The following is a 14201-nucleotide window of genomic DNA, read 5'->3' on the forward strand; positions in this document are numbered from 1 at the left end:
TTCTGAACTGAGGAGTTTTTTAGGAAAGTTTTGTTATTGTTAGTTAGCTTAAAATGAATAAATATACGGAAGGGAAAAGGTGGACATATGAAGGCATTTCTTATCTTGGAAGATGGAACGGTTTTCACCGGAACCAGCATTGGTTCTACAAGAGAGATGATCAGTGAAATCGTTTTTAATACGTCAATGACAGGATATCTGGAAGTATTGACGGATCCATCCTATGCGGGACAGGCTGTGGTTATGACGTATCCGTTGATCGGAAACTACGGAATCACACCGGATATGGAGTCATCAAAAGCATGGCCGGATGGATATATCGTTCGTGAGTTATCACGGATGCCAAGCAATTTTCGATGTGAAGGAACCATTCAGGATTTTTTGAAGGAGCAGGATATTCCTGGAATCGCAGGAATTGATACCAGAGCTCTGACCAAGATTCTCCGTGAAAAGGGAACTATGAATGGAATGATCACAACCAATGAGAATTACAATCTGGAGGAGATTCTTCCGAAACTGAAAGAATACCGGGTAGGTGATGTGGTATCCAAAGTCACCTGCAAAGAAAAACATGTCCTGAAAGGAACCGGAAAGAAAGTAGCACTTCTGGATCTGGGGGCAAAGAAAAATATTGCGAAATCATTAAATGACAGAGGATGTGAAGTGACCGTATATCCGGCACATACTTCCGCAGAAGAAATCATCGCATCCAATCCGGACGGAATCATGCTTTCAAACGGACCTGGGGATCCGGCAGACTGTACGTCTGTGATCCGTGAGATCCGCAAACTTTATGAAACAGAGATTCCGATTTTTGCAATCTGCCTGGGACATCAGTTGATGGCACTTGCGACCGGAGCCACCACCCATAAATTAAAATACGGACACAGAGGCGGCAACCATCCGGTCAAAGATCTGAAGACCGGACGCGTTTATATTTCCTCTCAGAACCACGGTTATGTGGTAGATACAGACAGTGTGGATCCTGAGATTGCAGTTCCGGCTTTTCATAATGTAAATGACGGAACCAACGAAGGTCTGGAATATGTAGGCAAGAAGATTTTTACCGTACAGTTCCATCCGGAGGCATGTCCGGGACCGCAGGACTCCGGATATCTGTTTGATCGGTTCATTGAAATGATGGGAGGAACGAAATAATGCCAAGAGACAACAGTATTAAAAAGGTTTTGGTGATCGGATCCGGTCCGATCGTAATCGGACAGGCAGCGGAGTTTGACTATGCCGGAACACAGGCATGTCGTTCCCTGAAAGAAGAGGGGCTGGAAGTTGTACTCCTGAATTCCAACCCGGCAACGATCATGACAGATAAGGATATTGCAGATCGTGTCTATATTGAGCCACTGACAGTAGAAGTGGTAGAGCAGTTGATTTTAAAAGAACAGCCGGACAGTGTGCTTCCGACTCTGGGAGGTCAGGCCGGACTGAACCTGGCCATGGAACTGGAAGAAGCGGGCTTCTTAAAGGAGCATAATGTGCGCCTGATTGGAACGACTTCCGAGACCATTAAAAAAGCAGAGGACCGTCTGGAATTCAAGGCGACCATGGAGAAGATCGGGGAACCGGTTGCAGCATCTCTGGTCGTGGAAAATGTAGAAGATGGAGTGGCATTTGCCAAGAAAATCGGCTATCCGGTTGTGCTTCGTCCTGCATATACACTGGGAGGAAGCGGTGGTGGTATCGCTCATAACGTTCAGGAATTACAGGAAATCCTGGAAAATGGTCTGAGACTTTCCCGTGTGGGACAGGTTCTGGTAGAGCGTTGTATTGCCGGCTGGAAAGAAATCGAGTATGAAGTAATGCGGGATTCCAACGGAAACTGCATCACCGTATGTAATATGGAAAATATTGACCCGGTAGGAGTGCATACCGGAGACAGTATTGTAGTGGCACCGTCCCAGACTTTGGGCGATAAAGAATACCAGATGCTGCGTACTTCTGCGCTGAACATCATCAGCGAACTGAATATCACCGGAGGATGTAATGTACAGTATGCACTGCACCCGACCACATTTGAATATTGTGTCATCGAAGTAAACCCGCGTGTGAGCCGTTCTTCTGCACTGGCTTCCAAGGCGACCGGTTATCCGATCGCGAAGGTAGCTGCAAAGATTGCACTGGGTTATACACTGGATGAGATCAAGAATGCGGTAACTCAGAAGACTTACGCAAGTTTCGAGCCGATGCTGGATTATTGCGTCGTAAAGATTCCGAGACTTCCGTTTGATAAATTTATCAGTGCCAAGAGAACACTGACCACTCAGATGAAGGCGACCGGAGAGGTTATGAGTATCTGCGATAACTTCGAAGGAGCATTGATGAAGGCGATCCGTTCTCTGGAACAGCATGTAGACAGTCTGATGTCTTATGATTACACCAAACTTTCCAGGGAAGAGCTGTTGGATGAGCTAGAGATCGTAGATGACAGAAGAATCTGGAAGATCGCAGAAGCAATCCGAAAGGGCATCACATACGAAGAGATCCATGATATTACGAAGATCGACCTGTGGTTTATCGACAAGATCGCGATTCTGGTAGAAATGGAACAGACACTGAAGAGCCATACTCTGACTCCGGAAATCTTAAAAGAAGCAAAACGAATGGAATTCCCGGATAATGTGATCGCAGAGCTGACCGGAAAAGAGGAACGCGAGATCCACGATATGCGCCATGAAAACGGTATCGTAGCCGCTTATAAGATGGTAGATACCTGCGCAGCAGAGTTTGCGGCTGCTACTCCGTATTACTATTCTGTATTCGGAAGCGAAAATGAAGTAGAAGAGACTTCATCTAAGAAAAAAGTACTGGTACTGGGATCCGGACCGATCCGTATCGGACAGGGAATCGAATTCGATTTCTGTTCCGTACACTGTACCTGGGCATTTGCAAAAGAAGGATATGAGACCATTATCGTCAACAACAACCCGGAAACTGTCAGTACAGACTTTGATATTGCGGACAAACTGTACTTCGAGCCACTGACACCGGAAGATGTGGAAAGCATCGTAGATCTGGAGAAACCGGACGGAGCCGTGGTACAGTTCGGTGGACAGACCGCCATCAAGCTGACCGAGAGTCTGATGAAGATGGGTGTTCCGATCCTTGGAACTTCCGCTGAAAATGTGGATGCGGCAGAGGACAGAGAATTGTTTGATGAGATTCTGGAAAAATGCGGAATTCCGCGTCCGACCGGAGGCACTGTCTTTACTGCAGAAGAAGCAAAAGAAGTGGCAAACCGTCTGGGATATCCGGTTCTGGTTCGTCCGTCTTATGTATTGGGTGGACAGGGTATGCAGATTGCCATCAATGACCACGATATCGACGAGTTTATCGGAATCATCAACCGAATTGCACAGGATCACCCGATTCTGGTAGATAAATATCTTCAGGGAAAAGAAATCGAGGTAGATGCAGTCTGCGACGGCGAAGATATTCTGATCCCGGGAATCATGGAACATATCGAACGTGCCGGAATCCATTCCGGTGACAGTATTTCCGTATATCCGGCACAGAGCCTGTCACAGAAAGTAAAAGATACGATCGAAGATTATACCAAGAAACTGGCACAGTCTCTGCATGTAATCGGACTGATCAATATTCAGTTTATCGTATGCGGAGAAGAAGTTTATGTCATCGAGGTAAATCCGAGATCCAGTCGTACCGTACCGTATATCAGTAAAGTAACAGGCATTCCGATCGTTCCGCTGGCAACCAGAGTGATCATTGGTAACAAGATCAAAGATCTGGGTTACACACCGGGACTTCAGAAAGAAGCAGATTATATTGCAATTAAGATGCCGGTATTCTCCTTCGAGAAGATTCGCGGCGCGGATATCAGCCTTGGACCGGAAATGAAATCTACCGGTGAGTGCCTTGGTATTGCAAAGACCTTTAATGAAGCGCTCTACAAAGCTTTCCTTGGCGCAGGTATCAATCTGCCGAAATATAAGAATATGATCATGACCGTCCGTGATGAGGATAAGGAAGAGGCAGTGGAGATCGGACGAAGATTTTCAGCCCTTGGTTATAGGATCTTTGCCACAAAGGGAACTGCAGATGCACTGAAAGCAGGCGGTGTAAAGGCAAATGAAGTCAAGAAGATCGAGCAGGAATCTCCGAACCTTCTGGATCTGATCCTCGGACATCGAATCGACCTGGTTATCGATACACCTCCGCAGGGAGCTGATCGTTCCAGAGACGGATTCTTGATCCGCAGAAATGCGATTGAGACAGGTGTCAATGTTCTGACCGCAATGGATACGGCCAGAGCACTTGTAACCAGTCTGGAAAATACAGATATTCGCAAACTGACATTGGTGGATATTGCAAAAGTAGAATAAATGTGAGTGAAGGCAATGAAAAAATATAGTGTGATCCTGATCTGTCTGCTATGTCTGATCTTTGGGGTGTCCTGCTCGAAAAAGGAGGATACCGCCGAAAAGAATCAGGAGCAGACGAAGAGTTATCAGACCGTAGGAGATCTTGAAATTTCGGAAAAAGAACAGGAGAAGATCTCAGAAGACCTTTTAAAGGCGGCGGAAGTCTATTCTGAACAGTTTAAAGATACGGAACTTCTGGATGAGACAGGGATTTCAGCCGTGGTTTCGGCATTGGGAGAAAACGGATATTGTGCCATAGATGAGGAAAATCAGTTAAACATGGTGAATGCAGATCAGCTGGAATCCTTCCTGTCATCTCTGAAGGCGGAGAAAAACGAAGAAGCTGTCGTTTATCTCGTGGGAGATTCCGGAGAACTGGTACGCCTTGACTTCTATGCGAGAGGCGGAAGTCTGGTCTATATCCGGACTGTTGCAAAGTGGAATGAACGTAAGAAACCGGAAATCACATATATGGGTGGCTTTGAGGCGAAAAGCTGGAAATACACGGATCGGGGCTACCTGTTCTTTGAGAAGAAACAGGCGGCAGGCTATGACGGAGAAACACCGTACAGTATGATTCGTGTCAGTCAGATATCAGAAGAAAACCGTCAGGCCGCAGCAACTTATATAGAGAATATCGGATACCTGAACCAGAATCTCTTTACGTCTGACTGGACGGAAGCGGATTTTTCGGGTCTGGATCTGATGGATCTTTATGAATATCTGTATGCGGATCTCTACGGCAAACATTTTGATGCGGATGCTTATCAGGATGGAATTCCGAAAGAGGAATTTGAAGCAGTGTTTCAACATTATTTCCGGATCTCTTCCGAAAAGATTCAGGAATTGGTTCCTTTTGATGCGGAGAAACAGATGTATCAGTGGGAAGAAAGAGAAGGTGCGGATTATACTTCGGCCAGATCACTGGATCCGGAAGTGACAGAGATCAAAGACAACGGAGATGGTACGCTAACACTGACCGTGGCGGTTGTATGGGCAGAAAAGGAAACGGATCAGGCATTTGTTCATAAGCTGACCGTACGTCCGCTGTCTGACGGAAGTTATCAGTATGTGTCGAATGAGGTGGAAGACTCAGAAGATAATCTGATTCCGGAATCGCCCGGAAATTAGAGAAGATAAAATATATTTTGCTTTATATAATCGAATACAGAGAATAAAAAAGGTTCACTGAACCTTTTGACAAGACAGAGCAGATACATTTATGGGAACATTGATGTGTCTGCTCTGCTTTGTTATGAAGGATAATAGAGTTATCAACACACAATCTATTGTGGGGATGCGGATCGACTCAGATAGTCCTTGATCGCCTGAAGCAACCGATTGTTGTCTTCGGGATTCAGGATGCAGAATCGGAAAAATTCGCCGTTTAAGGATTTGAAAGAGGAACAGTCGCGGATCATCAGACCTCTGCGGATACAGAATTCGAACAGATCGCCGGAGTGATCGGTGGGTCTTGTCAGTTCCATCAAAAAGAAGTTGGCGTAAGCGTCATACACTTTTAATCCCTCAATATGTTCGGTTTCTTTTCGGATCCGTATGCGTTCGGAATGGATCAGATCTCTGGTCTTTTTGATATAGTCTTTGTCTGAGAAGAAGAATTCTCCGGCAAGTGCCCCCACATGATTCAGAGACCAGGGGTTCTGAAGTACGGACAATTTGAAAAGGAGTTCCGGGTTACCGGAAATTCCGTATCCCAGTCGAAGTCCGGGAGCGGCGTAGAATTTGGAAACTCCGCGAAGTACCATAAGATTCTGAAACTGATCGGTGAGGGATACGGCGGATATACTGGAAATATCCGGAGCGAATTCTACATAAGTCTCATCGATCATCACGAAAATATTCTGTTTCTGACAGTATTCTAGGATGGAAACCAGCTCCTGTACCTTCAAGGCGGAAGAAGTCGGGTTGTTTGGATTACACAGAATCAGCATATCGAAAGATTGATCCAATGCCTGAAAAAAGTCAGCCAGATCAAGCTGAAAATAATTCGATGCTTTCAGATGATATTCCTCTTGAGACGCATCGGTCAAAGAAAGTTCTCTGGAATATTCGGAGTAGGTAGGACCGAGTAGCATGGCTTTCTTCGGATAAACCTGCTCGATGACCAGAGAGATCATTTCGGTGGATCCGTTGCCGACTACGATATGTTCCATGGGAACGTTGCAGTAAGCAGCGATGGCAGATCGCAGTGATTTATAATCCCGGTCAGGGTAGGTAGAACAGGCAAGATCCAGATTGGAAATTAACTGTTCTTTGACGGTAGCGGAAAGTCCCAGAGGATTCACGTTGGATCCGAAATTGACGATGGATTCCAGTGGGACGTGATAGTATTCTGAGACCTTTTCCAGGTCACTTCCGTGAAATTCTGGTTTTGTATTCATGTATACAATCTCCTCTCTAAACACCATGAAACTTTGTATATCAGCATTGCAAGATATCTTGTAATCATGTATAATTCATGTTAGTGAGCTTTATTATACATCGTATTACAAGTTGTTGACAAGTCTCGAATCTTGCGGACAACTTTTTGAAATAGAAGCTAAAGCGTGGAAAACAAGAGAAAACAAATGTGCAGGTGAACAGATTTGAAAAATAAGATTAAGCGACTGGCAAAAGGCGATTTTCATATTAAGCAGCCGGAAGTACAATTTCCGGAGACAAAGATACTGATGAGAGTCGGGGAAGGAGAAATCTATCAGGGAAGCTTTTCTTTCCAGAATCAGGGGGAAGAGACGATCCGGGGACTGGTTTATCCTTCTTCTTATCGTGTCCACTGTAATGAACAGGGATTTGATGGCAATCCGGTCAATATTTATTTTACCTATGATGGAACAGGACTGGTTCCGGGACATGTGGAACATGGCAAATTTACAATCGTGTGCAATGGTGGAGAATACGAGATTGCATTTACCGCGATCATTGAGAAGCCGTTTGTGATGACGGCTCACGGAAAGGTTCAGAGTCTGGACGATTTTAAGAAGCTGGCGTTCAAAGATTTTGCAGAAGCGGAAAAGCTGTTCCGCTCCCGTGATTTTTATGAAATCCTGAAATACGAAGACAAACGGATTCGTGTACTTTATGATAATATGCGCAAGTGGGAACTGGATTCTCAGGCGTTGGAGGAATTCCTGGTAGGATGCAAACAGAAGGAAAAAATCTTTCTGATGCTGGAAGAGGAAAGCCGTGCGTTTATGTCTGTGGAAGAGACCAGAAAAGAGACGCTGACGATCACGAAGAATACCTGGGGCTATCAGTCTTTTGATGTGCGGACAGTAGGAGACTTCCTGGATGTAGAGCATACCCGGGTGACTACGGATGAATTTATCGGCAATTCCTATCGGCTGGAATATCTGATTGAGCCGTCGGCGCTGCATAAGGGCAGTAATTTTGGATTGATTGTGATGGAAAGTCCTTATGAGACACTGACTTATGAGGTTGTGGTAGAAAAAGATGTGGTCCGGGATGAAGATTACCGGATGACGGACCTGGAACTGGCGTCCATTACCAAAGAGTATCTGTCCTATGAAGCAGGTCTGGTGGATCTTCAGACCTGGGCGGATCATGCGGTGGCAAAATTAAAAATGCTCCGGGAGAAGGATGAAGACAAGGAGATGTATCGTCTGTTGCAGGCGCATATCCTGATCCTTCAGGGAAAGAAAGAGGATGCCAGATGGATACTGGAGTCCTATAACTATAATCGGTTTGCGATCGGTAAGAATCTGGAACTGAGTTCCTATTATCTGTTTTTGACGACCCAGTTGTCCAACGACAGCGTGGGACAGAAAAAGGTGGCAGAAGAACTGTCCAAGACCTACATGAAACATCCGGAAAGCTGGAAGGTTTTGTGTATGCTGGTGAATGTGGATCAGGAATACCGGATCTTAAGCGAGAGACTCCGGGTACTGGAGCAACAGTTTTACCGTGGTGCCCATAGCATTCTCTTCTATATGGAAGCGTTTAGGTGCTACCGTGAGAAGAGTTCAACGTTGAAACATCTGGGAAAATTTGAGATACAGGTTCTGTTGTTTGCAGCGAAGCATAAACTCCTGACGAAGGAACTTGCGCTGTATACGGCCAACCTTGCCAGTCAGACTAAACAGTTTAACAAGCATCTGTATCAGGTACTGGTATATGCCTATAAAATGTATGACGAGTCCATGATCCTGTCGGCGATCTGTACCCTTCTGATTAAAGGAAACTGTGTACATTCCCGTTATTTCATGTGGTATGAAAAGGCGGTGGAATCAGAACTGAAGATCGCACAGCTTTATGAATATTATATGGAATCTGTGGAACCGGATCATTTCCGGAAACCGTTGCCGAGATCTGTTTACCTGTATTTTATGCATGGAAATATGCTGGATTTCCAGAAAAAAGCGTTCTTATATTCCAATCTGATTACTTACGAGGATGAGACATCGGAGATCTATTCCCATTACCGGGATGAAATGGAAGCATTTGCATGGAATCAGCTGGATCGCAGAAATGTGGATGACAGACTCCGGATCATTTACAAGAGATTTGTAGTGGAAAGCTCGCTGAATACAGAACGGGTAAAAGCGTTGTATGATATCTGTCATGCGTACCTGATCACGACAAAGCTGAACAATATGAAGTATGTTCAGGTGATCGGAGAAAATGGTACGGTGACGCAGCGGATTCCTTATACGGAAAACGGAGCCCAGGTCTTCCTGTATGCGAAGACAGACCGGATCGTCTGGGAAGGAAAAGACGGACGGCACTATATGGATTCCATTCCTTATGACAGCAAGCGTCTGTTCTATGAATTACAGTATATGGATATTTGCCGGAAACATTTGAGCAGTATGTTCGAATCTGCAAGAGTGGAAGAGGAACGGGAGCTGGATCTGGATTATGTAAGAGAGACAGGTGTGGAGAAGTTCCGCTCAGAGGAGCTGTTTGCCCTGTGCAGCAAGACCATCCGGGAAAATAATTATGCAGGAGATGATTTCCTGACCTATCTTTGTTATGAACTGTTCCGGGACGGGGAATATGACAAGGTTCTGCTGACCTATCTGGCAAAATATTACTGTGGTGCGACTCTGGATATGAAGAAACTCTGGAGTGTGGCGAAAGAATATGAGGTTCATACCCATGAGCTGTCGGAGCGGATTCTGACGCAGATGCTGTACTCAGAAGATTTGTTCGGGGAAGTTGCGATTTTTGAAGATTATTATGCGGAAGGCGCATATTTCAGACTGCAGCAGGCTTATCTGGTATATGTGTCCAGAGAATACGTGGTAGAAGAGCGGAAGATCCAGAAGAGTATCATTGATGTGATCTGTCGGGAATACGACAAAGGAGAAGATATGGCGGATATCTGTAAGATTGCAGTGCTGAAATATTACGCAACCAGATCTTATGATGAGATGGTGCGGAAGATTTTGAAAAGCTTTCTCCAGCAGTTATGCGGACGGCAGATTTATTTCCCCTTTTTCCTGAATTACGAGGAAGACTGGCTGAAAGAACTTCAGCTCTGGGATAAGACCATGATCGAGTACCATGGACAGCCGGGCAGCCGCGTGATTCTGTATTATCAGCTTCAGACGGGAACCGGGGGAGAGATGGAATATTCTACCGAAGTGGTAATGCCGATGTATGACAATATCTACGTGAAGAAGTTTGTACTCTACGCAAATGAGACTTTGAAATATTATTTCAAGGAAACCATCGATGGAAATACATATCGCAGCGAGAAAGAAACCTGCAGTAAGATGACGGAGTCCGGAATGTCCGGAAGATATGGCCGTCTGAATGATATTATGGAGTGCCCGGAAGAAAAACGTCTCCGCAGTATGCAGAATTATGCGGCGGAAGATAAGATGGCACAGGAATTTTTTGTACAGTATTAAGTGAGGAGAGTTCATCTATGACACAAGGGAATATCATAGGATATGATATCAATGAGAAAACCTGTCAGATCAGTTATTATAACGAACAGCAACTGGAGCCGGAGACGCTGGAAGCGGATACGGAGAATTACCAGATTCCTCTCCTGATCGGAAAACTCAGGGACACCTGGGCATATGGAAAAGAGGCAAAACGTCTGGTTTCTGTAAAGGATGGATTCGCGGTTGGAAGACTCCTGAGCAGGAGTCTGGCGGGGGAGAAGATCCAGTTCGGTGAGGAGAGCTATGATGCAGTCTGGCTTCTGGCAAAATATATCCAGATGTCACTGCAGTCTTTTGGCCAGATTGACGGGATTGTGTTCAGTGTTCCAAAACTGACCGAAGAAATCGCACAGTTGCTTCGGGGAATCGCGGTTCGCATGAATATCAACAAGAATCAGATTTTTGTGCAGGATTATAAAGAAAGCTTCTGTAATTATCTGTTTTATCAGCCGAAAGAACTGTGGCAGTATGATGCGGCATTATTTAATTGCAGCCGGAATGAGGTTCATGCCTATATGCTGCGGCGTTTAAAACCCAATCTTCCGATGAGCCAGATGACGTTTGTCACGGTGGATGAAGTGGCGAACGCCCATATGAAAGAGCTGGCGGCGGTTTATCCGGTGCTGAATGAGGATAAGGCGAAAGAAGCAGATGAACGGTTCTGTAAATTCGTCCAGAGTGTTTTTGAAAAACGGAAAGTCTCTTCGGTATTTCTGACCGGGGAAGGGTTTGAGAATAACTGGTATCCCAATTCTCTGCGGGTACTCTGCAACGGGCGAAGAGCTTTTATCGGAAACAACCTTTACAGTAAGGGAGCCTGCTATACGGCTTACCGGAAGAAATATACCCACATCGAGAATCCGGTGTATCTGGACGAGAGCAAGCTGACAGACCGGGTTACACTGAATATGCGGGTAAACGGTCAGGAAGAATGGTATCCGGTGGTGTCCTGGGGCAATCACTGGTATGAAGCAAATAACCAGTGGGAAGTCCTGACAAATGAGGTGGACGAGCTGGAGTTCCATGTGGAATCGCTGGTGCAGGGAAATCTGCGAAGTGAGATTATTTCGCTGGAAGGAATGCCGAAACGACCGGAATATTCTACCAGACTTCAGATTGAAACTCTGTTTCTGGATGAACGAACCTGCAGGATCACAGTGAAGGACGTGGGATTCGGTGAATTTTTCCCGGCAACAGATTTCCAGGTTGAAAAGGTGATACATTTAGGAGGCAATGATGGGAAGTTTAATTCTATGTCATCGTAAACATGCGGTCAGACCTTATGACATTACGAGGATCCATCGAAAAATATATACGATAGAAGAGTTGTGTTATTATCTGTGCAACAACCTCTATCTGATCGATTATACGATCATGAATGAGCAGCTTTGTCTGTGGCTGGAAGAAGAACTGGAATTACAGCATCTGGCAGAGATGCTTCGGGATATTTTACGGACAAAGGGATCCATCGAGAAATTTGTGCTGACCATTCTGTCGGATTCCAATATTTACAGTGAGACGGAGATGATCCGGATCCAGAATGTACTGGAACGACTGAAGAATCAAAAGGATATCGAACGGCAAAAATATAAAGGAGACAATCTGCTGGAAAGCGGAGAGCTGGAAGAGGCAATCCTGGTTTATCAGTCCATTTTAAATCAGGAGAAAGATGAGAGTGTGGACGATAAATTTTACGGACACATTTATGCGAACATGGGAGCTGCTTACGGAAAGTTGTTCCTCTATCAGGAATCTGCAAGAATGTATGACCGGGCATTTCTGATCTGCGGGGATGTTTCCATGCTGGAGCCTTATTTATATGCATCTTATCGCTATATGTCCATGGAAGAATACCACATTCTTCTGACGAAAAATGAGACCTACATGGAAGTGAATGAAAAAATGCGTCAGCGATGCGACGAGATCCGAAAAGAAACCGAAAAACCTTATACCTTCCAGGATCTGGAAGACTGGAAGTATCAGTATCGCAGAAGCCATATCTAAAGCTGCTGAATTGAAGTTTGTTCAGAAGATTGACAGAACTCCAATTATATGATACTATGTCACGGTAGTTTAGCGTAGTAGAGTAATCAATTGCTAAAACATGAAAGTGACCACAGGGCAGGGAGGAAAAGAGTTATGAAAAAGAAACTTGCACTTTTGCTGGCAGCAACGATGGTTGTGACGATGGTTACCGCAGGATGCGGCAGCAAATCGGATGATCAGAAGACAGCAAAAAAAACAGAAACAACAGAAGACACTTCTGCAAAGAGCGAGGGGGATACATTTACCGTTGGATTTGATGCCAATTTCCCTCCGTATGGATACAAAGCAGATGATGGTTCTTATGTAGGATTTGACCTGGATCTGGCACAGGAAGTCTGTGACAGAAACGGATGGACACTGGAAAAACAACCGATAGACTGGGATTCCAAAGATATGGAACTGGATTCCGGAACGATTGACTGTATTTGGAACGGATTTACCATGAACGGAAGAGAAGATGCTTACACATGGACAGAGCCGTATGTAGACAACAGCCAGGTTGTTGTAGTAAAAGAAGATTCTGATATTAAGAGCCTGGAAGATCTGGCAGGAAAGGTTGTAGATGTTCAGGCTGATTCTTCCGCACTTGCAACTCTTCAGGATGAAGAAGGACAGGCAGATCTGGCAGCAACCTTCGGTTCTCTCGATCAGGTGGCAGAATACAACACCGCATTTATGAATCTGGAAGCCGGAGCAGCAGATGCGGTTGCAATGGACATTGGTGTTGCAAATTATCAGATTGAATCAAGAGGCGGCGGATTCCGTATCTTAGATGATCAACTTTCAACAGAGCAGTATGCAGTAGGATTTAAGCTTGGAAATGAAGCACTTCGTGATCAGGTTCAGAAGACATTAGACGAGATGGTAGAAGACGGAACTCTTCAGAAGATCGCTGAGAAATATTCAGATTACGGTGTGCCGGATGCTCTTTGTCTTGGAAAATAATGCATTTAAGAGAGGATGTTTTGGATGCAAAGCATCCTCCTTTTGTCTGGTTGCGGGAAATTCGATTTGCATTCGATTTGCCGACCGGACAGCGACGAAACGTTTACAATCTTGGAATGTGCCGTGCAGATACATTCCAGGATTGTGTGCGCTTGTCAAGCATACGACAAAAAAGATCCGGTGGATCTTTTTTAGTCTGGCGAAAAAAATTCGGAGGAATGAAAATGGATATTATGGCACTTGTTTCACAACTGGCCGGCGGTATGCTGGTTTCAGTCGAGATCTTTTTCTGTACGCTGCTTTTCTCTCTGCCCCTGGGATTATTGATAGCGTTTGGAAGAATGTCAAAATTTAAGCCCTTAAGTCTTTTGACGAAGGTGTATATTTCGGTGATGAGAGGTACGCCTCTTATGCTTCAGTTGATGGTGGTGTATTTCGGCCCTTATTATATTTTCGGGATCACGATTTCCCCGACCTATCGTCTGACAGCGGTTCTGATCGGATTTGCGATCAACTATGCGGCGTATTTTGCAGAGATCTATCGTGGAGGAATTGAATCCATTCCGAAGGGACAGTATGAGGCTGCAAAGATTCTGGGGTATAATAAAGTACAGACTTTTTTCAGAATCATTTTCCCGCAGGTGGTAAAGATCATCCTGCCATCTGTCACCAATGAGGTCATCACGTTGGTAAAAGATACGTCTCTGGCATTTGTACTGGCAGTTGCGGAAATGTTTACCCTGGCAAAACAGATTGCGGCAGCTCAGACTTCTATGGTGCCTTTTATTGCGGCAGCTATTTTCTATTATGTATTCAATCTGATCGTGGCAGTTGCAATGGAAATGCTTGAGAAGAAACTGGATTATTATAAGTAGGAGGA

The 14201-nt window shown here is 45.0% G+C and carries 9 protein-coding genes; 8 read left to right on the top strand and 1 reads right to left on the bottom strand.

All coding sequences use genetic code 11. The features are described from left to right. The first annotated feature begins 87 nt into the window (after nucleotides 1-87). From KGMB01110_RS14055 to KGMB01110_RS14065, 3 genes are read left to right on the top strand one after another with little or no spacing between them, the layout of a single operon-like run. Nucleotides 88-1158: a carbamoyl phosphate synthase small subunit gene (locus KGMB01110_RS14055; RefSeq protein ID WP_119298970.1), complete on the top strand. Its 1071-nt coding sequence runs from the start codon at nucleotides 88-90 to the stop codon at nucleotides 1156-1158. Continuing rightward, complete coding sequence (gene carB, locus KGMB01110_RS14060) at nucleotides 1158-4358, top strand: carbamoyl-phosphate synthase large subunit (protein ID WP_117602379.1); 3201 nt, start codon at nucleotides 1158-1160, stop codon at nucleotides 4356-4358. The genes KGMB01110_RS14055 and carB overlap by 1 nt, the downstream gene beginning before the upstream one ends. A gap of 15 nt (nucleotides 4359-4373) precedes the next feature. Beyond that, nucleotides 4374-5528 (top strand): DUF6070 family protein, encoded by a 1155-nt coding sequence (locus tag KGMB01110_RS14065; RefSeq protein WP_119298972.1) that lies wholly within the window; start codon nucleotides 4374-4376, stop codon nucleotides 5526-5528. A 155-nt stretch (nucleotides 5529-5683) separates the two neighbouring features. Here the strand turns inward: KGMB01110_RS14065 and KGMB01110_RS14070 are convergent, their stop codons facing one another. After that, a complete protein-coding gene (locus KGMB01110_RS14070) occupies nucleotides 5684-6799 on the bottom strand; it encodes a pyridoxal phosphate-dependent aminotransferase (RefSeq protein WP_119298974.1) in 1116 nt (371 codons plus the stop codon). 204 nt (nucleotides 6800-7003) lie between these two features. Here KGMB01110_RS14070 and KGMB01110_RS14075 point away from each other — a divergent pair, with 204 nt between their 5' ends. The 5 genes from KGMB01110_RS14075 to KGMB01110_RS14095 all read left to right on the top strand — a co-directional run bounded on the left by KGMB01110_RS14075 (nucleotide 7004) and on the right by KGMB01110_RS14095 (nucleotide 14196). Then, entirely contained in the window at nucleotides 7004-10291 is a 3288-nt protein-coding gene (locus tag KGMB01110_RS14075) for a DUF5717 family protein (protein WP_119298976.1), read from the top strand. A 17-nt stretch (nucleotides 10292-10308) separates the two neighbouring features. Continuing rightward, nucleotides 10309-11595 (top strand): DUF5716 family protein, encoded by a 1287-nt coding sequence (locus tag KGMB01110_RS14080; protein ID WP_117602375.1) that lies wholly within the window; start codon nucleotides 10309-10311, stop codon nucleotides 11593-11595. After that, nucleotides 11567-12334 carry a hypothetical protein gene (locus tag KGMB01110_RS14085; RefSeq protein ID WP_119298977.1) on the top strand — a complete coding sequence of 256 codons (768 nt, stop codon included), beginning with the start codon at nucleotides 11567-11569 and terminating at the stop codon, nucleotides 12332-12334. Before KGMB01110_RS14080 ends, KGMB01110_RS14085 begins: the two co-directional genes overlap by 29 nt. A gap of 135 nt (nucleotides 12335-12469) precedes the next feature. After that, complete coding sequence (locus tag KGMB01110_RS14090) at nucleotides 12470-13321, top strand: amino acid ABC transporter substrate-binding protein (protein ID WP_117602373.1); 852 nt, start codon at nucleotides 12470-12472, stop codon at nucleotides 13319-13321. 218 nt (nucleotides 13322-13539) lie between these two features. Then, on the top strand, nucleotides 13540-14196 hold the full coding sequence (locus tag KGMB01110_RS14095; RefSeq protein WP_408631088.1) for an amino acid ABC transporter permease: 657 nt from the start codon (nucleotides 13540-13542) through the stop codon (nucleotides 14194-14196). Nucleotides 14197-14201 lie beyond the last annotated feature (5 nt).

This window comes from Mediterraneibacter butyricigenes, from assembly GCF_003574295.1.
Classification (GTDB): Bacteria; Bacillota; Clostridia; order Lachnospirales; family Lachnospiraceae; genus Mediterraneibacter_A; species Mediterraneibacter_A butyricigenes.

Coding starts and splice junctions, on each gene's coding strand:
- KGMB01110_RS14065 (WP_119298972.1), top strand. CDS start 4,374: ATGAAAAAATATAGTGTGATCCTGATCTGTCTGCTATGTCTGATCTTT.
- KGMB01110_RS14090 (WP_117602373.1), top strand. CDS start 12,470: ATGAAAAAGAAACTTGCACTTTTGCTGGCAGCAACGATGGTTGTGACG.
- carB (WP_117602379.1), top strand. CDS start 1,158: ATGCCAAGAGACAACAGTATTAAAAAGGTTTTGGTGATCGGATCCGGT.
- KGMB01110_RS14095 (WP_408631088.1), top strand. CDS start 13,540: ATGAAAATGGATATTATGGCACTTGTTTCACAACTGGCCGGCGGTATG.
- KGMB01110_RS14080 (WP_117602375.1), top strand. CDS start 10,309: ATGACACAAGGGAATATCATAGGATATGATATCAATGAGAAAACCTGT.
- KGMB01110_RS14070 (WP_119298974.1), bottom strand. CDS start 6,799: ATGAATACAAAACCAGAATTTCACGGAAGTGACCTGGAAAAGGTCTCA.
- KGMB01110_RS14055 (WP_119298970.1), top strand. CDS start 88: ATGAAGGCATTTCTTATCTTGGAAGATGGAACGGTTTTCACCGGAACC.
- KGMB01110_RS14085 (WP_119298977.1), top strand. CDS start 11,567: ATGGGAAGTTTAATTCTATGTCATCGTAAACATGCGGTCAGACCTTAT.